The 20,050-nt window shown below is 66.5% G+C and carries 10 protein-coding genes; 1 reads left to right on the forward strand and 9 read right to left on the reverse strand.

Annotated elements, in window-relative coordinates; genetic code table 11:
- Positions 1–21: 21 nt before the first annotated feature.
- The 4 genes from A8G00_RS14785 to A8G00_RS14800 all read right to left on the reverse strand — a co-directional run bounded on the left by A8G00_RS14785 (position 22) and on the right by A8G00_RS14800 (position 6,194).
- Complete coding sequence (locus A8G00_RS14785; RefSeq protein ID WP_103001023.1) at positions 22–867, reverse strand: metallophosphoesterase; 846 nt, start codon at positions 865–867, stop codon at positions 22–24.
- A gap of 83 nt (positions 868–950) precedes the next feature.
- On the reverse strand, positions 951–2,795 hold the full coding sequence (locus A8G00_RS14790; RefSeq protein ID WP_103001024.1) for a cytochrome c3 family protein: 1,845 nt from the start codon (positions 2,793–2,795) through the stop codon (positions 951–953).
- Positions 2,796–2,802: 7 nt separating this feature from the next.
- On the reverse strand, positions 2,803–3,681 hold the full coding sequence (locus A8G00_RS14795; RefSeq protein WP_103001025.1) for a hypothetical protein: 879 nt from the start codon (positions 3,679–3,681) through the stop codon (positions 2,803–2,805).
- Positions 3,681–6,194 (reverse strand): cyclic nucleotide-binding domain-containing protein, encoded by a 2,514-nt coding sequence (locus A8G00_RS14800; protein ID WP_103001026.1) that lies wholly within the window; start codon positions 6,192–6,194, stop codon positions 3,681–3,683. The genes A8G00_RS14795 and A8G00_RS14800 overlap by 1 nt, the downstream gene beginning before the upstream one ends.
- A 138-nt stretch (positions 6,195–6,332) precedes the next feature.
- Here A8G00_RS14800 and A8G00_RS14805 point away from each other — a divergent pair, with 138 nt between their 5' ends.
- Positions 6,333–7,268, forward strand: a complete 936-nt coding sequence (locus A8G00_RS14805) for a tetratricopeptide repeat protein (protein WP_253258006.1) — start codon at positions 6,333–6,335, stop codon at positions 7,266–7,268.
- A gap of 8 nt (positions 7,269–7,276) precedes the next feature.
- On the opposite strand, the gene A8G00_RS14810 is transcribed toward A8G00_RS14805, so the two are convergent.
- The 5 genes from A8G00_RS14810 to A8G00_RS14830 form a co-directional block, all read right to left on the reverse strand.
- Positions 7,277–11,254 (reverse strand): LVIVD repeat-containing protein, encoded by a 3,978-nt coding sequence (locus A8G00_RS14810; RefSeq protein ID WP_103001027.1) that lies wholly within the window; start codon positions 11,252–11,254, stop codon positions 7,277–7,279.
- A gap of 104 nt (positions 11,255–11,358) precedes the next feature.
- Positions 11,359–13,182, reverse strand: coding sequence for a hypothetical protein (locus A8G00_RS14815; RefSeq protein WP_103001028.1), 1,824 nt, complete (start codon positions 13,180–13,182; stop codon positions 11,359–11,361).
- A 3-nt stretch (positions 13,183–13,185) separates the two neighbouring features.
- Positions 13,186–15,156: a heme-binding protein gene (locus tag A8G00_RS14820; RefSeq protein WP_103001029.1), complete on the reverse strand. Its 1,971-nt coding sequence runs from the start codon at positions 15,154–15,156 to the stop codon at positions 13,186–13,188.
- On the reverse strand, positions 15,153–16,544 hold the full coding sequence (locus tag A8G00_RS14825) for a multiheme c-type cytochrome (protein ID WP_103001030.1): 1,392 nt from the start codon (positions 16,542–16,544) through the stop codon (positions 15,153–15,155). The genes A8G00_RS14820 and A8G00_RS14825 overlap by 4 nt, the downstream gene beginning before the upstream one ends.
- Positions 16,545–16,655: 111 nt before the next feature.
- Positions 16,656–20,050, reverse strand: a 3,395-nt coding sequence (locus tag A8G00_RS14830; RefSeq protein WP_367379456.1) for a beta strand repeat-containing protein, incomplete at its 5' end; no start/stop codon positions are given.

The raw sequence follows: 20,050 nt of genomic DNA on the forward strand, positions 1-20,050 counted from the left end.
CGGCAATGTACAACCCTTGCCTCAGGGCCGCTCGTTCATCAGCGTCCGGACCAGAAGCTGCATGCTGCCGTCGAATTTCGCGAGCATCACATGATCGTCCGCGGTTTCGAAATGGGTGATCAGCCCCTCTTCGGTCCATCGGTGGAGTGCATAGGCCGGCGGATCGGCAACGATCATCGGGCGGTTGTCCGGAGCGTCCGGGTCCATTGGCCGCATGTCGAGGGCAAGCTGCGGCGCGGTCGACGAGCAGATCGCAATGGTCGTGCCTTTCCACGGCGCCACTGCGGATCGGTGAATATGACCGCAGAGGATCGCTTGCAGATTGGGGCGACCGGCGATCGTCGCAGCGAAGCGCCGGACCCAGGCTTCTTCGGGATGGGTGTTCATCCAGTCGATGCCGACCTCCACCGGGGGATGGTGCATGACGATCAGCGTCGGAGTGATGCTGTCCTCGTCCAGCCGCGCGGCGAGCCATTGCGCGCGCCGCTCGCAGAAGGCGCCGCCATGACGCCCCGGCTCCAGCGTGTCGAGCATGATGATCCGCCGCCCATCCTGCGCGATCGCATAGTGGACGAAGCCATCCTCCTGGGGAATGTGGGGGAAATGCGCTGCGAAATGCGCCCGGTCGTCATGATTGCCCATGCAGGGCCACACCGGGAAATCGCACTGGCTGAAGGCGTTGGCGAGGCGGCGGTAGCTGTCCGCATCGCCCCGGTCGGTCAGGTCGCCGGTCGCCAGCAACAGATCGGGCCGGTTGGGACCATCATTCAGGGCACGCAGGACCTGGTCCAGCCGCTTGCGGTTGAACTCGGCGGGATTGTCCGGATCGAACCCCAGATGGATGTCCGTGACCTGCGCGATCAGCATTGGTCCTTGCTCCCCTTATTCGTGTCCTCGGCCACTCTTCGGCGCCATCCGCTCCTGCAAAGGCTATGCCCGGTTCCGCCGTTTCAACCGGGCTCCCGCCCGCGCAGCAGCACGCGATAGGCTGATGTGCTCAGCGCCTTCCGCTTGTCGGCCGCATCTTTCCCGATCGAACGGCTGGCGGGAACCCATGGCGCGTCATCGCCGGCATGATAGCTGTGACACATGGCGCAACCCGATGGCACGTCCGCCTTGGCCTTTTCCCCGCCATGGCAGGTGCGGCAACTGTCGATGCCGGGCAGCAGTAGCTGCTTGGCATCGTGCGATTTGGGCGCGGCATGGCAGCTTTCGCATTTCTCGGTCCGGTGTGCGGCATGGTCGAACCAGCCGTTCATCATATAGCGCATCGGCTGATGCACCGGCAGCACCTGCCAACCCGCATTGCCGTTCGTGCCCGGCGGCGTGACGATATGGCAGTCGTAGCAGGCGCCGCCCCTGGAGAAGACCGCCGTGACGGCGTCGTCCGCGCGCGACGGACGTGCCGCCGCCGCCCCGAAATAGGCATGGTAGAGCCGCCCCTGCGCATAATCGCCGGGCCGCCGCCGCGCCGTTCCGCCCAAGGCCGCCGGCTGGGCCGGGCCGGTCGAACGGAAATAGGCCCGCAGGTCCGCGACAACCTGATCCGGCTGGCCGTGGCGCAGCGTGCGGACGGTGCCGCCGATCGTCTCGAAGGCGAGGCTGTGGCACATCTGGCAGTCGCGCTCCATGTCCACTGGCAGGAAGCGCACGCCGTCGGCGGTCGGCTTGTGGCAATCCTTGCAGGCAAGCGCGTCGCCAAAGCCATATTGCGCCTTCATCGTCCGCGCCATTTTCGCGACGCCGCCGCTCGCGGACAGGTGGATGTCGTGCGGGAATTTGAGGCCGCTATCGTCCATCGGCCTGCTGTCGAGCGATGCGCGGGAGAAACGGGGATGCTGGCCCGGCCGCGCCTGCACCAGCGCGGAAAATTGCGGATGGCTGGTGCCGAAATCGGCGGCATTGCCCAGTTTCGCGTCCTTCAGGCGGTCCTTCAGCGTACCGTGGCAGTCGGTGCAGAAGGCCTGCGGCGTCGGCTGCATCGGACCTGCGCCCTCATGTTCGCGGTGGCAGTCGATGCAGGCGCCCTCAGGCGGCTTGCCGAAAGCGGCGGCCACTCCCGCCAGCAGCTTGACGCCCAGCCCCCCTTCAGCCCGTGCCATGGCGATGCGGGCGGCCGGTGCATGGTCGTGCGCATCCCTGTGGCATGTCTGGCAGGCGCTGTCGCGGACCGAGACGAACGCCTTTTGATGGCAGGTTTCGCAGCGGCCTTCGAGGGCGTGGTGGGCCTGGCTGAGCGGACCGGAGGACCAGGCCTTGTCGCCTACCATCTTGTAGATGTTGCGCGTGTCGTCCGCGGGACGACCGGCATAGCTCCAGATCGGAATGGCGAGGAAGCCGATCAGGATCGCCAGCGCCAGCGCCCAGGCCGTCAGCCGCTTGCCGGGCAGCAGGCCGCGCAGGGAGAAGACCTTCGTCTCCTCCTTTTCCTCCGAGGCTTCTGACACGGCGTCGACGCGGCGGATGGAGAGAATGGTCGCGCCGTCGTCGCCCCGCGACAGGGTGACGCGATGACCGCCGAAGCGCAGTTCCGCGCCCTTGGCTGGGTCGATCTCCGCACGCAGCACCGTGCGGCCCTCCAGCTCGAAGCCCAAGGTGCCGGTGGCGCGCACGCGGATGGTGCGTTCGTCGACCTGCTCGATCCGGGCATGGTCGGGCTCCAGCGCCAGGTCGGGCAAGTGGATGTCGCTTTCCGCCGCTCGTCCAAGGGAGAGTTGCGCCTGGGCGATGGTGGCGGCGCGAACGATCTCACGGCCATCGGCGGTGAGGCTGATCTGGCGGACTAGAAAGCTCATCTCAGGCTCACCAGTAGAAGAAGACGCTGACGACATGCGCGGTCAGCGCGGCCAGCAGGGCGAAGGTGGCAGGCACATGGACGTAGAGCCAGATTTCCAGCAGCGCCTTCAGCTTCAGGTGGCGGCGCAGACGGGCCAGCATGGCCTGCTTGCGCTCCAGCAGGGCGTCGATCCTCTCCAGCGGGTCGTTGCCGGTATCGGGCGTCTCGCCCGTCCAGCGGCGCAGCGCAGCCTGCGCCCTCGCCGTGGCGCAGCGGGGATAGCGGCCCGACAGGCGGGCGATCAGGCCGCCGCCGAAGGGATCATCCTCCAGCGACTGGCGCACCAGCGCGGCCTGTTCATGGGTCAATGGCTGCGCGGCATCATGCAGTTGCCGGTCGATGGCGCGCACCGCGTCGAGCATCTGCACCTGCGTCATTTCGGCGCGGTTGTTGCTGAGCGCGGCGGGCAGGGTCGCATAGACGGTGATGCCGAACAGGCCCGACAGGATCACCAGCATCATCAGCGCATAGGCGAGGGTATGGACATTCCATCCGAGCTGGAAGCCGGTGTGCAGCGTGGCGATGACGATCAGGCTGAGGCCGAGATAGACATGGGCGGAGGTCCAGGCCTTGAGCGACCAGCGTCCCCGAGTCATCGCCCGCTTGCGCAGGCCGAGCAGGGTCAGCCAAAGGATCAGCAGCACGCCGATCGTGCCCATGGTATAGCCGTACCAGCTGCCGCCATTATGACGCGGCGTGACGTCGACCAGCATGTAGCTGGCGATCGACAGGACGCAGATCAGCGTCGCGATCTTCAGCCAGCGGAAACCGGCGTGACGAAGAAAGCCGTCATGCAGCACTTCACCCTTGGCGCGGCGAATGGGGCTGGCGGCTCCGGCAGCCATCAGCGCGCCTCCCCGCCCAGCCGGGCGACCGTCAGGAAATCCTCCGGCGCGACACGGATGGCCGCGCCGGTGGGGCAGGCGCGCACGCAGGCCGGGCCGCCATCAATGCCGGAGCACATGTCGCATTTGATGGCCTTCTTCGGCTTTGCGACGCCGGGCTCCGCATTTTTGGTGCGCCATTTCTTCGATGGTTCGCCGGGGCCGGGGCCTGCGCCGAAGAACATCCAGTTCAGCAGGCCCGGCTTCCTGGGCGGCACGCTGTCCATGCGGATCACGCCATAGGGGCAGTTGCGCTGGCAATTGCCGCAGCCGATGCAGGTCTCGTCGATGAAGACCTCTCCATCGGGGCCGCGATGGATGGCGTTGGGCGGGCAGTCGGCCATGCAGTGCGGATGCTCGCAATGGCGGCAGCTCGTCGGCACATGCAGATGGGCATAGGTCCGGCCCGCCTCCCGATCGAGGCGGGAGAGGCCGTCGTGACTGTCCGCGCAGGCCTTTTCGCAATTGTCGCAGCCGACACAGAGATGTTCGTCGATCAGCAGCACGTCCGTCGCTTCGCCGATGCCGTTGTCGACCAGGAACTTCGCCGTTTCCGAATACATGTCGACAATGGTGGAGAAGCTGTCCTTGCGGCTTTCGATGAAGGCGTTGACGTCCTGCCGCGCCGCCATGTCGCGGCGGGCGCGTTCCAGCAGGGCGGGCTTGGCGGCCATCAGCCGGGCGAAGGCGTCGCCATTCAGCCTGATGACCTCCGACTTGACCGTCGCCTTGACCGTGGCCGTGCGCGGCCCGCCCGCGATCAGCGCCATTTCGCCCACATAGCTGCCGGCGGGAAGATAGGAGAGGAAGACGTTTTTCCCGCCGATCTTCTTCTCCACGATCATGGAGCCGACCCGGATCACATAGATGTCATTGCCAAGGTCGCCTTCGCTGAGGATCGCTTCCCCCGCCTTCACGGTCCGGATTTCCGCCGTGTCGAGAATGTCGGCAAGATCCGCCGGGGTCAGGCCGGCGCCGAACATCTGGAGCAGTTGCCGTTCGGTCGAGATGCGGGTGATGGCGCGCTTGGCCGGCGGGTTGGAGGACATGAGCTTGAGCGCCGCCGTGCGCGACACCTCCACCATGATCGAGTCCGCGCCCGCCCGCACGGTCGCGCCGCGGCGGCGGCCGGAAATGAGGCCGACTTCTCCGAAGATCGATCCCTGGTCGATGGGTATGTCGACGCCCGGCGCGACCTCCACCAGCGCCTGCCCCCGCGCGATGCCGAAGAGCGAGGAGCCGGGATCGAACTTCTCGAAGATCACATCGTCCCTGCGATAGGCGCGCACTTCGCTGTCCAGCATGAATTCGCGCATCTGGAGGGGAGAAAGGCCCTCCAGGATGGCGACGTTGGCGCGCAGATGCTCCAGCCAGTCCGCGACGCTCTTCTTTTCCGGCAAACCCGCGAATTTGGCGGCGAGTATGGGTTCGTCGGCGGGCTTCAGGTCGCGATTGCCGTTGATATATTCGACGACGTCATAACCCTGGTTCATGCAATGCTTGATCAGCGGATAGCCCGCCAGCGCGCCGATTACGAAAATGCCGGGGGCGGTGCTTTCGAATACCGGCGACAATTTGGGGAAGGCCAGGCGGTCGCCGCTGGTGAACTCAATGCCGCAACTCTCCACAAAGGCGCGCGGCGGGGCGGAACCCATGCGGGCGATGATGCGGTCGCATTTCAGCTTCACCTCGCCGTCGCGGCTGTCGAGCGTGATGAAACCGGGTTCGACCTTCGCCGTGGTGGTTTCGGTCATGATGGCAAGGCGTCCCGCTTCGGCGGCGGCCATCAGCGCCTTGACGTTCGCGGCCTTGGCGCTGGCGAACTCGGTCGAGCGGTTGAGGATCGTGACGGCATTGCCCTGCGCCACGTCGGCGGCCAGGCCCAGGGCGTTTTCTATGCCCGCATCGCCCGTGCCGACGACGAAGATATGCTCGTCATTATATTCCCCCGGATCGTCCAGCTGATATTGGACATGGGGCAGGTCGGCGCCGGGCACACGCATCAGATTGGGATTGCCCTGCGTGCCGATGGCCATGACGACCGCATCGGCAATCACATCCCGCCCGTCGCTCAGGGTCAGTCGATAGGGCGGAGCGAGCCGCTGGATTTCCTTCGTTTCGGTCGTGCCGTCGCGCCTGCGCTCGACGATCTTCTGGATGCTGCCGGGGATGGGATCGCCGATGCCGACAATCGCCTTCACCTCCGCATTATAGGCGACATTGACGCCTTGGTCCGCCGCCTGCGCGTTCCAGCGGTCGAGAATCGCTTCGCGCTTGCCTGCCTCGAAATCGCAGTCGGACCGCAGCACGAGTTGGCTGGGCGTCGCCATCACATGCTTGCCCTTCTGATATTTGAAGATGGTGTCGGACAGATGGTCCGTCTTCTCGATCAGCAGGTGCGAAAGCCCCAGTGCAGCGGCGCGCGCGGCCGCACTCAGCCCCGCCGGCCCCGATCCGACGATCGCGATACGCACGCGGTCAGTCAATGATTATCCCCCAATATGCCCCTGCGTTCCGGCTGTTACCGGATGCCTGTCCCGGGCGGCACTCTATCATTTCCGCAGCGTCACGCTAGAGAAGATCGCGGGGAACAGCCGGGGAGTGGAAGAATAATGGGTTGGAACTGGAGGCGCGTGGTCCTGATGGGCGCGGTCGGCATCGCCGCCCTATCGATCGGCTATAATCTGACGCACGCGCCGGAGGAGACGAAAGCGCCCGTCCTGCCCTCGCCGCTGACGAACGAAGGGCCGAGCGACCCGGAAGCGGCGATCCGCGCGCTACAGGACCGGGTCGGGGCAAATCCCAACGATGCGGAGGGCTGGCAGAGGCTGGGCTGGGCCTATTTCGAGAGCGGCCGCCATGCCGATGCGGTGCGCGCCTATCGCCATGCGACGAAGCTGGCGCCGGGGAACGCCACCTTCTGGTCCTCGCTTGGCGAAGCGGCAGTGATGGCGAGCGAGCGCGATCCCATGCCGAAGGAGGCGGCCGACGCCTTCGACAAGGCGATCTCGCTCGACCCCAAGGACCCCAGGGCACGTTATTTCCTGGCGGTGCGCAAGGATCTGGCGAAGGATCATGACGGCGCGATCCGCGACTGGCTGGCCCTGCTGGGCGACACGCCGCCGGGCGCGCCATGGGAAGCCGATCTGCGCCGGACGATAGAGCAGGTGGGAAAGATCAACGGCATCAATGTCGCGGAGCGGCTGGCGGCGGTGAAGCCGACCGCACCGCATCCTCCCATGGGCGCCGGCATGTCCGTGGCGGCAGCGGCGATACCGGGTCCAAGCCGCGAGCAGATGCAGGCCGCGGCGCAGCTTCCCAAGGGGCAGCAGGATGCGATGGTCGAGGGCATGGTGGCCAGCCTGGAGGCCAGGCTGAAGGCCAATCCGGGCAATGTCGACGGCTGGATCATGCTGATGCGCAGCCGCATGACGCTGGGCGAGACGGGCAAGGCGACGGCGGCCTATGCGCAGGCGCGGTCGGCCAATCCGGCGCAGGCGGGACGGATCAGGGATGAGGCGCGGATATTGGGCGTGCCGGGCGTCTGAAACCCGGCTCAGCGCAGCAGAGGCGGCCGCCAGCCCTTCATATCCACCTCGTCGCTGACCTTATAGGGAATCCCCCTGGAGTTCAGGAACAGTCGCTCCATTTCCGGGCGGGTGAAGGGCCGCGAGCCGAGGCGTCCGAACACCGCGATCTGCCCGCCCGTTTCATCGACCGCCCGGTCGCGGTCCAGCCCCTTGGACAGCGCCAAAGCCGCCGAAGGCGTCCTTGCCCAGGCAATCAGTTCCGGCTTGGGCGCGGGTGAAAAGCCATAGAAATTCGGCTGGCTCGCCGGACTGGTGAGCTGGATGACCTTGAGCCCGTTCCGGCCGTCCGCGACATAGGCGAACAGCGACGCATTGGTGGTGCCGACGATCACATCCTCCACATCGGTCATCTGCCCGCCGAACGTCTCCTTCGCGTAGACGACCGGCCGCAACGGGTTGGTGATGTTGACGATCGCCAGCCCTTCGGACTTGGCCGCGACATAGGCATAGGTCCGGGCGAGATAGATGCGGCGCGCATCGGCCAGCGGCACGGTGGCGGACGGCACCACCACCGGATCGGTGAGCTTCGTCACGTCGAAGAGCTTCAATCCTTCCGCATCCGTGACCCACAGATAGCGGAACTGGATCGCGCTTGCCCGCGCATCCTTCATCGGGCGGACGGCGGCGAGACGGGGGTGGAGCGGATCGCTGAGGTCCACCACCACCAGCCCGACATCCGCCGTGATATAGGCGATCTGCCCCGCCAGCTGGATGTGCCGCGCGCCGTTCAGCACGCCATCGGGGTTCCAGGTCACGGCCCGCTTTAGGAAATTGTTGCGGAATTCGCCATCGGCCATGGTCTCGATATTGACCATGATCAGCCCCTCGACGCTGTCCGTCACCGCCGCATAGCTGTAGATCGGCAGGAACGCCTGCTCCTGATTGATCCGGCGCAGTTCCGGCGTGTTGCGCAGCGGGTTGACCGGCTGGTTGGTGGCCAGCGCCATGCATGTCGCGTTCTTCGACGGCACGCCGCTATTGTGACCCAGCTTCGAGAAAGGCGCGCTCAGGATCGGCTCGGAAAAGCCCTTGTTCGCGATGGACGCCACGTCATAGACGCGGAAACCGCCCTTCCCTTCGGCCACATACATATATTCGCCGCGCAGTTGCAGGCATCCGACGCGCCCCGCCGTGCCCTTCACGACATTGCGGAACTCTTCTACGGCATGGGTCTCGCCCGACGCCTTCTTGTCGAAATATTTGCCGCGCACCCAATCCTTGAGTTCCCGCTTGTTCTGCTCGACATGCAGCTTCCAATAGTCGGGATAGGCATATTTCTGGAGATAGCTGCCGATCACCGCCTGCGGCTCATCCCATTCGGTAACGCGGATCGCCTCGAACCCACCCTCCAGCCCGGTCCAGGCATTCAACCCCACGAAGTTCACGAAATTGGTGCCGAGCAGCAGCAATTGCGACATGATGGCGTTGTTGTCGTCCTTGGCCGACAAATGGCAGTCGGAGCAAGTCTTCGTCTCGGTCCTGCGCACCGTATGCGGGAAATGCGGCGCGAAGGCCTGGGACGAGAAGCCGATGCCGGATATGGGCGGCTGCTGGATGTAGATGCGTTCACGGTTGATGTTGGTGGACGACAGGACCAGCGCCGAAGTCGAACGAACCGGGGCGGTTTCATTGCCTTTGGTGGTCATATGCTTGCCAAGCTGGAACATCTCGTCCCGCGCCACCTGCGGGTTATAGGTGGCGAAGTTGCGCGTCTCCTCCCCGTCATAATGGTGGAGCGACGTCTTCCAGTTCGCCTCGATGGGCAAATGGCAACCGCCGCAACTGGTCGTCCAACTCAGGTGGCAGGTGAAGCATGCCATGTTGTCGTCGCCATGCGCCCGGTCCGCCTTCGCCACGCCGGGACCGAAGGCGAAGCTGCCATCCTCCGCGCCCGAACGGCTCACCAGCTTGGCGCGGGCGGCCTTGGCGTTGAAGTGCGGATTGGCGGGGTCGACCGAATCCTTCACCAGGCTCACTTCCCACTCCAGTTTCGGATCGACGATCGACCGCTGGATCAGCCGTTGCCGCCCGCTGGCGTCGAAATACCATTCGAAGCGCCGCTTGCCGTCCGGATTGCGCAGCAGGGCGAGATTGGTGCCCTTGGGCGGCGCGGCCGGACCGGAGGTCAGCAACGTCGGATAGGCATCCGCCGTGCCATGGCAGTCCTTGCATCCGATCTCTATGGCATTGGCCACTTCGCCATAGATGAAGCCGTTGCCATGGCTGTCCTGCGCGAAATGGCAGTCGGCGCATTGCAGGCCCTTTTCGGCATGAATGTCCATCAGGTGTACGGACTTGCCGGGATTGGTGCCGACGGGGACGAACTTGTCCTCCCCCTTCCTGCGCCATTTTTCCGGATCGTCGGCCGACACGATATTGCCGTCCGCGTCGAGCAGATTGCCCTCCCGGTCGCGCTTGAACACGCCCCGGAAATTCCAGCCATGGCCGTGATAGTCCGCGAACTGCGTATCCTTCGCCTTGTCGTTCAGGTCGTAGACGTTGCGCAGAAATTCCAGGTCCGCCCATTTGCCGCGTGGGGAAGCCCCTTCCGGATTGCGCTCCAGAGTCTCATGCACTTGCGCGGCGGTCGGATATTTCTGCTTTTCCGGCCACATCAGCGGCGCGTCGGACTCATAGTCCCACATCGTATAGCCCAGATAGCTGTTCAGGAAGATATTGGGCTGGTGCATGTGGCAGTTCATGCACTGGGCAGTCGGGATGGCGCGGGTGAAGGCGTGGCGGATCGGATGGCCGCTTTCCTTGACGGCGCCGACAGGGTGTTCGGGGCTGGCCGGATGATCCGGCTTGACGGTCTCGCCATGCGGGCCTTTCAATCCGCCATGGCTCGTCTTGGCCGCGATGGTGGGATCGACCGTGGCGGTCTGCCCGTCCCGGCCATATTGGGCGTAGATCAGGCTGTGGCGCGGTTCGCGGTCGTTGGCATAGACGACATGGCACCCCGAACAGCCCGAATGGCGATAATCGCCCGGCTGGTCGTTCGTCCCCATGAACCACATATAGGGATCGTTGAGGCGGGTCTTGTGGATGTTGAGCGCCGGAATCGCCACGCGCAAACCCGTTCCGGGGCCGCGATTGGATTGTTTGAGGTCGGGCCGCCCCGGCTCCTCCAGCCGCTGGATCGATCCGGTGGGATTGGGCAGGCCGATTTCGGGAAATTGCGTGCCGATATTGCGCCCGCCCCGCTCGAACACGCGGAAGACGTCGCCGGGCGGGATCACCTGCCATGTCGGCAGCGGATAGAGTTCCGCCAGGGCGCCGCGCGCCTTCTGTTCGGCGGTCAGCGTGCCGGGCGGGCTGCCGGGCGAGACGATCTTCGCGGGTTTCCCATCCTTGGTATAGGCCTCGCCGAAGATGTAGTTCTTGAACGGCACGATGCCGTTATTATAGGCCGCCCCACCCCACAGCATCGCGCCCGACGCCATCAGCGAACGCTCCGCCGCCTCGATGACCTGCATATGGCATGACCCGCAGGCGTCCCGCGCCACCCGATAGTCGCTGGGATTGACGAAGCGCACGAACTCCGGCGCCTCCCGGTTCAGCAACGTGTAAGTTCGCTGCGGATTGGCGGAGGAGGGATAGTGCCAGCTCTTGGGATAGCGCGGCAGCACATGCGCCCTCTCCCGCGCTGCGACATAGGCGGGGTCTTCGAAGCCCAATGCGGGATCGCCCCGCACCGCCGCATTGCCCCCATGGCAGTCGGTGCAGCCCAGCATCACCGCAGGGGTCGCGTGCATGGACGGCTCGTCGGTCTTGCTGTGGCAGCTATAGCAGCCGTCCGATTTCGCCGCGACCTGCTCGGCGGTCTGGCTCATAGGCGCTGGCGGCGCGGGGGCATAGTGGCGCTCGACCGGCTTTTCGGCGTCGGAAGCGTAGAGGATAGCCACGGGAAGGAGCAACGCCGCAAGCACCACCGCCACCGTCATTCCCGCGAAGGCGGGAATCCACCTCCCACCCCGTCGTCTGGACGCAGCGCCGGAGATGGATTCCCGCCTTCGCGGGAATGACAGAGGGGAAAAAGGCCAACGCATCAGTAACTCAAGATCAAATTGGCGAGCACGGAATAATAGTTCCTGTTGCGCTCGCTATTGGTGAAGAGGTCGCGAAATCCCGCGCCCGGCAACAGGGTCGCGCCCGACAGGCGGAAGACGATGTTCTGCGTCGCCCTGGGTCGCCAGATCGCCGCCGTCGACAAATCCCAGCCGATGGCCCTGGGAATGCTGCCCTCGTTGCGCAGCGCCCGAAGCGTAGCCGTGTTCTGGAACCAGAGGTGATTGGCGTTGGCCGACAGCCGCAGTTCCGGCATCAGGTCGAAATCGGCCCCCGCGCCCAGCAGCATCGTGCCGGGATTGTTGAAGTTCGACTGCCCCTGTTCCTTCGAGGAACGCAGGGAGTTCAATATGCCGTTGCGTCCGTTGATCCCGATCACGCGCCCACCGCCGGCAAAGGGAATGGACTGCCTGATCCAATAGCTGGTGTCCGCGCCGGCAAAGACGGGATTCTCGAAAATCGCATCGAACCCGTTTTCGCGATTGTCATGGGGATCGCCGTCGCCGCTGGCATAGAGGCCGGAAATGCGGAACCGCATCCAGTCCTTGTCGACGCTCGCTTCGGCGGCGGCGAAAAAAGCCCTGATCTGCGCGGGCCGCGAAGTGAAGATGCTGTTCCGATCCTCCCCCAGCGCACCGTAAAGCGACCCCGTCAGATTCAGCCGGCCGATCCGCCCGTCGGCATTATAGCCGAGATAGACGACATCATATTCCCGCCCGCGCAGGTCGCCCAGCAGCGCCGGACGCACCGGAAAGCCGTTGTCGTCGATCTCTATGTCCCGCTTCTCGCGGTTCATGTTGTAGACGGCGGTGATCTGGCTGGTGAGGCCGGGGATCAGGAAATCCTGCCGGTAGAGATTGGCAAGGAATATCCAGTCCCTGCGCGGCGACTGCACGACCGAATTGAGGCCGCTATTGGTGTCCTTTTCCAACCGCCAGAAAGCCGCCAGATTGAACTGGAAGCGGTTATTGTCGCGATTGCCGAACAGCCGGATGCCCAATTGCTGATCATTGAACAGAAAGCCGCGGAAATCCGACTGGAAGGGCTGGATACCGACGCGCAGCGAGCGGAAGTCATAGCGGTCCGACGTGTTGGCGAGGTGATAGTCGACAAAGGCTTCCTGCACGCCCAGAAAATGGTCGGTGCGGCGCGACGGCCGGGAGGGTTGCACGAACAGCACGCGGCGTTCGGGCACGTTCACATGATTGACGTTGAGCGCCAGCGTCAGGCGATATTCGATCTCCGGCGGCTTGAAGGCGGTCGCGCCCTTGATGAGCGCCACGCCGCCGATGAAGGTCTGGCTGAACACATAGCTCGCATCCTTGCCGAAGACATCGATGCTGCCCGGCCGCTCCGTCGTCTGCACGCCCACCGGAATCGGGAAGGTCCGTGGTTCCAGCACGGTATCGCTCACTGCATTGGCGACGAAGAACCAGTCGTCGCCCTTGATCGGCAGCCACTTCGCCTTTTCCCGGTCGATCGGCCGGTCGCCCTTCAGCATATTCTGGTTATAGGGATCGAACCAGCGTTCCTTCACCACCCCCAGGCTTTCGATCAGGCGCCAGCGATCCGGGATCGGCACCTGATCGGTCGGAAAGGCCTCCGGCGGCGGCGCTCGAACCGCACCCTTATTGTCCTGCGTCACGGCTTGGGGCAGCGGCGCTTCATAGCCGGGGCGACGGCGGCCCTCTATGGATTGACGGTCGGCATCCAAAAGCTCCTGCCAGTTTTCCGGCGGAGGGGGCGGCACAGGCTCGCCCGGCTGGGCCAGCGCGAACAGGGGCATGAGCGAGACAAGGCCCATCCCCTACAGCCCCGTGCAGACATTTTGCGATGCGCTGTCCAGGAACGGCGCGAAGGGACAGCCCACATAGCGCAGCCGCACCGTCGCATTGCCCAGGTCCACCACGATCCGGTCGGCGCGGATCGCGGCGGGCGCATTGCCGACGCCGCCCATGCGCAGGCCGGCATTGTGCAGGCCAAGGAAGCTGATCATGTCATCCTGATCGATGCCGTCGCCCGACACGCCGATGGCGCCGACCAGCACATTGCCGCGATAGATGGGCACGGAACCGGGAAAGATCTGGATGCCGTTCTGCACCCGGTTCCGGTCGGAGACGGTCGGCACGGCCGAACAGCGCTGCGGCGCGTCTGTCGCGCTGGCCCCCGTCACGAAGGCGAGATGGGCGGCGAGATCGCCCACCACCAGCGCCGATTGCAAGCCGGTGGAGAAGGGGTTGAACTGCGCTATGGGACGCGAAAAGGGCCCGTTGGGCCGCCCAACCTCGCCATCGGGAAAATAAGGACGGGAAAGATTGCCATTGGCGCGATCGGTGAAGGCATATCGCCCGGTCAACGCGGACGGATCGTTAAGGAAGGTCCGCGCCTTCCCCACGAAGGCCGCCACATCGGCGCTGCTGCTGCCCAGCAGGTCCGACGCCGCATGGGAACCGGAGAAGAAGGCCGCCGTCCGGGCCTTTTGCAGGCTGACGTCGGTGCCGAATATCGGCGCGTCGGGCGACCGGACGATGCCCAGCGACTGCCCGCGCGTATCGACCAGGCTGATCGTCACCTGCGCCCGGCTGTCCAGCGGCTGGCGGATCTGCGCCCGCGCCCGGCTCATGACGGTGAAGGCTTCTTCGAGGATCGCAGTCACTTCCGCCGTCGTGAGCGGCTGCGCCACATCGCCCGCGTCGGTTCCGGCGCGGATGGGGAAGCGGTCATTGCCCGACCCGTCGGTCAGGACGAAGGCGTCGGTCTTGGAAAATTCGGCGGACCGGGCCCGGCGGACGCCCGACGCCTCTGTACCATAAGCGACACCCGCCAGGATCATCGGTGCGGGATCGCCATAATAGCCGCGCACCGCGACCAGCGCGCCTTCGCTTCCGTTGATCGCGGCGAAGCTCAACGCACCCGTCGCGATCAGCCCGGAATAGGCCGCATCGGAATAGCGCAGCGAGGTGCCGTCCACCGTGATGCGATCAGCGCGGACAGTCTCGGGCGCCTCGAACCCCAGGGTCCCCGCCAGCGCGATATATTCTTCCGGATCATTGTCGTCGTCCAGCACATTGCCGTCGGAACCATAGACGCCGTCCGCCATGACGCCGATGCCGCCGACCACCACGCCATTCTTGTAGAGCGGGAAGCCCCCCGGATCGGCCGCCAGCCCCAAGGGCGACCGCTTCGGCCCGATCATCGCCTGCGCGCCCGAGGAGACGAAGCGCGCCGAAAGGTCGGAACAGGGCAATTGGCTGAACTGCACGCCGAACAGCGGCCCGCTTTCCAGCCCGGCCGTGGTCGGCGCGGGCGGAAAATGCTGCTGCACGATCATGCTCGCCGTGCGGGTCGAAAAGGCGTTGCCGCCGCTCGACAGATAGGCGCCGGTGATCGCCTTGGCGATGGCGCCGGCCTCTGCGGGAACGGTCAGGTTCTGCGCGTCGATATTGTCGCCATTGGGTGCGGCGCTGGTGGTGGCGCCTGCCCGCGCGCCGGTCATGCGGAAGACCGTGAGCACATTGCCCACCCGGTCGGTCACGGCGATCACGGCGGGCAGGTTGCGCGCCTTTGCCTCCGCCACGGCATGCGCCACCACGGTTTCGACATCCGCGACCGTCAGCGATTCCTGCGCGGGCGTCCCATAGAGGCTGGCCGGCGTTGGCGTCGGGGTGGGCGCTGGCGTCGGCGTGCCGCTGCTGTCGCCGCCTCCCCCGCCGCAGGAGGAGAGGATCAACGCTGCGCTCGCGGCGAGTGCGCTCAGCCGATGATGCTGCGCCCTCATTGCAGCGCCCCGATGCTGCGCGCCGCGCTGCCCAGTGCGGCGCGGAAATCGCCGGGGCGATAGCCGTTCGGTTCCCTGACGGCTGCATAGGCGCGGTTGACGTCCGCCCGGATGCCCGCCGCCGCGCCGATGGTGACGCGCCCGGATTTCACCAGACCGTTGAGCAGCGTGTCGACCGCCATCACCGCCTGCACCGACCCTTCATAATCGGTGAAGCGCGGCGAAATGGCGCTGCCCGCAATCTCGCGCACGATGGCGAAGGCCATGTCGCCCTGCATCCCGCCAGCCGCAAAGGCATCCGCCAGCGCTCGCGCGCTGCCCGCCAGCCTGCCCGCCGCCGCGACCGCCCCGGCCCGATCCCGCGCAATCGCAGCATGGAAGGCGCGGCTGTCCGCATCGAAGCGCCCGGCCAGTCCCGGCGCAGCCACACGCGCCGCCGCGGACAGCAGGATCATGTTCTCGTCATTGAAGGGCGGCATGCCCGCTGGAATGGGCCGGCCCGGATTGGCTTCCCAGGTCTTGCTGCGCTCCGCCTGGTCGTAGATGCGGCGGTGGCAGCTCTGGCAATCGAAGAAATAGAATTCGGGGAAGGCCCCCTCCGTCCCCTTTTCCCCGGCATAGAGGGTCAGCGCCCGTTCCACCGCCATCGCCTGCCCCACGGCCCAGAGCTTCAGGCTGTCTGTCCGCCCCTTGCGCTGCGCATAGTCGCCATCCTCGTCATGATGCGCCTGCATGGAGGAGAAGAGGTCGAGTTCGAAGGAGATGCGCGGATGACCCGCCGCCATGATGCGGTGCGTGACGAACTGACCGTCCCGCGCGCTGCCGAAATGGCAATCGAGGCAGACCGATGCCCGTGCCTGCGGCCGGTCGAGCGGCGTCATGCCCGCCGCGACATTGGCGGCATGGCTCGCGCCCACGGCATAGTGGGAGGCGATCCAGCCGCTCGCCGGGCCATGGCAGGCCTCGCAGCCGACGCCATCCTGCGTCAGGAAGCGCGCGCCGCGCGCCGCCGCCGGGGTGGAATGGCAGCCAAGACAGGCCGGCGCGGAGGCGGCGTCGCCCAGCCCCAATGTCGCCGCGATCTGCTGGCCGCGCGTGCCGTTCAGCACGGCATGGGCGCGGCTATGGGCACCGCCCGGCGTCGACGGCTCCTGCCACCGCATCAGTTCGTCCTGACGCACGACCTTGCCGTCCCCCTCCATCCGGCCATGGCAGGTGGACCCCGCGCAGGAGGCTACGCCGGTATAGGCGCGCGCCGCCGGCGCGGCATCCGCCACGCCCCATTCGCCACCGGGCAGGCCGGACAGCAGCAGCCATCCCAGCAGCATGACGCACAGCGCCATGCCGCCCAAGGACCTGCCTATCACCCTGCGCTTACCGCCCCCCATTCGTCACGCCCCCGTGCCGGCTGATTCGGACGCTTTCCCCTGCGTCCGCCGTGCATTTCTCTCTACGGGTTCAACCCGTTGTTTCAATCCCGTTTTACCTTTGTCCGCCGATCATCGCGCGCCGCCTTCCGCGCAGTTCGGTTCATCCGGTCCGCCGCAGGAGCGTTCCCACAGATCCTCATTGCCAGCGCCCGTCACCGGCTCGTCGATCAGCGGCGGATAGCCCTGCGCCACGATGTCGCGCAATTCGATGAGGGAGAGGGTGAAGATGCGGCTGACCGACACCGAAGGATCGAGCACGCCGTTCCAGGTATCCCGGCTGTCGAAGCCGGTGCCGGTACAGGCGGCGGGATTGCCGATGAGACAGCCGTTGACCTTCGACCCCAGGGCATAGGAACCATTGACGGCGACCAGCGGAACCGTCTCCAGCCCCTGCGCGAAACCGCCCATGGGCAGGGCAAGCCGCCCGTTGATGGCGATCTGCAACGCGGAGCCGCCCGAGCCGATCAGCAGCGCATTGGCCGTGAAGCCGCGCCGGTCCGGGATCGTGCTGGAGAGGCCGCTATTCTGGATGAAGAAGGTCTGGCTCGCATTCGCCAGGATCGTCCCCGCGCGCAGGATGCCCGTATCGTTCACCAGCCCATCATTCTGCGCCAGCCGCAATTCCCTGGCGATGAGCGAGCCTGTCGAAGCGACGTCCGCCATGGCCGACAGGGACGCGGCGATGATGTTCGGGCTGTCCAGTGTTAAGACGCCGCCCAATCCGCCATTGCCGTCGCTGATGTCGATGGAGCCGGGACCGGCGACGATGTCCAACATCTGCCCCGCCGACAGGATCAGCCCGCCCTGCCCCGAGCGTCCGGTCAGCCGTACCGCCCCCTCGACGCGCAGATGCCCGCCGGCGCCGATCGTTAGCAGGCCGCCACCCGGCAGATTGGCGGTGCCAAGGGTCAGATCCCGCACGACGATGTCGGGCGATCCCGCAACGCCCCGCCCGGGCGCGCCGATGGCGATGTCCGCCGCCGCTACCCGCGCCAGTTCCGCCGCCGACAGGCTGTAGGTTCCGGCGACGTCGCTGCCGCCGACATAAGCGGGCTGTTGCAGGTTCACCGCGTTGAAGACGATGCGGCTCGTTCCGCTCAGGCTGCCGATCCGCGCTGCCCCGCCAAGGACGATGTCGCCGGACGCCATCGTGATCGTCCGTGCGCCGACGGAAGCCGTCAGGCTCAGCAACCCTCCCGCATTCAACAGGATGCCGCCCGTTTGCGACGTCACATTGCCGAAACTCGCCACGCCCGAGGCGGTGGCCGTCAGCGATCCCGTGGCGTCGAGCGCGGTCGCATCGATCGATCCGCCGGTGAGCGTCATATTGCCCCCCGCACTCGCATCGACAATGGAAAGAGCGCCGCCAGCGTTCAACAGCAACGCGCCTGCCGATGCCGTGGCCTGCGCTACGGCCATGTTGCCGGTCGCGCCGAGACTCACCACGTCTCCGCTGGCCGTTATCGCTCCAGCCGATGCGATGTCGCCCACCATCAGGCTGCCGGCGCCCGCGTTCAGCAGGCTCTGGCCGCCCGCGCTTAGGCTGGCGGCGTCGATCCCCTGCCCGGACAGGGCCAGACTGCTGCCTGATGCTGCGTTGCCGATGGTCAGGCGATTGGCGGCGGCCATGACGATCGCGCCTGATGCACGGGCATCCGTCACATTCAGGTCGGTTGAGGATTGCAGCAACAGGTCGCCATTGCGCGCCGTCAGGCCGCTGCTGACGATGGCGCCCGCGGCGATGTCGATCGCGCCCGCCGCCACTGCGCCGCCAAGCTGCGCAAGGCCCGACGGCCCCGGCGCGCGCACCTGGAGGAGTCCTGCAATATCGGCATTGCGCAGCAGCAGGCTGGAATTGACGATCAGATCGCCGCTCATCAGCGCATTGCCGATGCGGACCGGAGCGCCGGACGCCGCCAATCGCTGGGTATCGGCGGACAGCGTCCCGATGTCGATATTGGCGGCGGACAGGGTGCCGGTGCCCGCGCCAATGTCCAGCCGGCCGGAGACGGCGAAGTCGCCCCCGATCGCAATGCCGCCCGTCCCCAACATATTGCCGGCGGAATCAACCTGATCGAGCAATGTGCCTGACGCCAGATCACCCAGCACTATGTCGCCCGCCCCGCCCAGGCCGATGGCTGCCGTGCCGCCCGCCCTGGCGGCAGCGCCCGTGCCGTTGACGCTGCCCTGCGCGAACAGCCGCAGGTCGCCGCCCGCCGTCAGGGCGCTGCCGCTGCCGAGGCCGATATTGCCCCCCGTGGCGAGGATCGTCAAACCTGCCACCGCGCGCAGGCTGCCCGCCGTCAACAGGGTGACATCGCCGGGAGTCGTGAACAGGATGCTGTTCGCAAACAGGCTGTCGCTGCCCAGTGGCCGCGCGGCATGGCTCAGGTCGATGCGCGTGCCCGAAGTTCCGGTGAGGGCGCCGGTCGCGGCCAGCCCCCCCGACCCTGTGAAGGCGAAGGAAAGCGGTCCATCGCTCGTGAAGCCGGCATTCCCACCCACCTGCACGGCATTGCTCGCCGCAAAGGAGATCCCGGAAAATCCGGCCACCGGAACACCGAGGCTGGAAAGCGCGAGCGATCCGTTGACGCGCAGCCCACCGTTCGCGGCGGTGCTGCTGTCGGTGAAGCGGACCAGCCCGCTCATGTCACCGCTCGCGCCCATGAACAATGCGTCGATCAGCCGCTGCGCGCCCGGTGACAGCAGGCCGCCATCGCCATTGGCAAGACTGGCGGTGCCGCCGCTGCCCAGGCCTGCCGCGCCCCCGGCCGACGCGCCAGCCGGCCCGGCGCCGCCGATTCCGCCAGGCCCGCCCAATCCATCCGCGCGCAGGGTGAGGCCGCCCAGCACATAATCGCCATTACCCGCGTCGAACGCCGCAAGGCCGCCGGTGCCGTTCCCGCCGCTACCACCCAGGCCGCCGGTGAGGCCCGCATTGCTGCCCGCGCTGCCATCGGCTCCGTTGCCACCCAGGCCGACCGCCGTGATGCTGTAGGCCGGCATCTGGGGCAAAGCGCTGCCAGTCGTCATGCGCGCATCCGCAATATGCAAGGTGGCGGAGCCGGCGAACCCATTGCCGCCCGCACCGCCATTGCCGCCAACCGGCCCGGCCGTACCGATGGCTCCATCGCCACCCGTGGCATTGCCGCTGATACGCAGCGCGAGCCCTGTTATCGCCGCCGCTCCAGCATTGAGATCGAGCAGCGCTGTGCCGCCGGTCGCGTCGCCGCCATCCGCCCCGGCAAGGCCTGCGCCGCTGCGCACGCCGCTCTGGCCGCCCGCCCCGCCTAGCGCCTCGGCCAGCACGCCGATGTCGCCGGCATCCAGCAGGGTGGACGATCCGGTCAGGCCGAACGTCGCGCTACCGCCAAAGGCATCGCCGCCGCGCCCGCCGCTGCCGTCATGGCCCGTGCCGCCAGCACCGCCCAGGCCGGCGGCGGTGACGCGCAGCGCGCCGCTCA

The sequence above is a fragment of the Sphingobium sp. SA916 genome (assembly GCF_002894065.1).
Classification (GTDB): domain Bacteria; phylum Pseudomonadota; class Alphaproteobacteria; order Sphingomonadales; family Sphingomonadaceae; genus Sphingobium; species Sphingobium fuliginis.

Excerpts from the sequence above, each read along its gene's own strand:
- A8G00_RS14795 (WP_103001025.1), bottom strand. The coding sequence starts at position 3,681 with ATGGCTGCCGGAGCCGCCAGCCCCATTCGCCGCGCCAAGGGTGAAGTG.
- A8G00_RS14785 (WP_103001023.1), bottom strand. The coding sequence starts at position 867 with ATGCTGATCGCGCAGGTCACGGACATCCATCTGGGGTTCGATCCGGAC.
- A8G00_RS14790 (WP_103001024.1), bottom strand. The coding sequence starts at position 2,795 with ATGAGCTTTCTAGTCCGCCAGATCAGCCTCACCGCCGATGGCCGTGAG.
- A8G00_RS14805 (WP_253258006.1), top strand. The coding sequence starts at position 6,333 with ATGGGTTGGAACTGGAGGCGCGTGGTCCTGATGGGCGCGGTCGGCATC.
- A8G00_RS14815 (WP_103001028.1), bottom strand. The coding sequence starts at position 13,182 with ATGGGCCTTGTCTCGCTCATGCCCCTGTTCGCGCTGGCCCAGCCGGGC.
- A8G00_RS14810 (WP_103001027.1), bottom strand. The coding sequence starts at position 11,254 with ATGACGGTGGCGGTGGTGCTTGCGGCGTTGCTCCTTCCCGTGGCTATC.
- A8G00_RS14820 (WP_103001029.1), bottom strand. The coding sequence starts at position 15,156 with ATGAGGGCGCAGCATCATCGGCTGAGCGCACTCGCCGCGAGCGCAGCG.
- A8G00_RS14825 (WP_103001030.1), bottom strand. The coding sequence starts at position 16,544 with ATGGGGGGCGGTAAGCGCAGGGTGATAGGCAGGTCCTTGGGCGGCATG.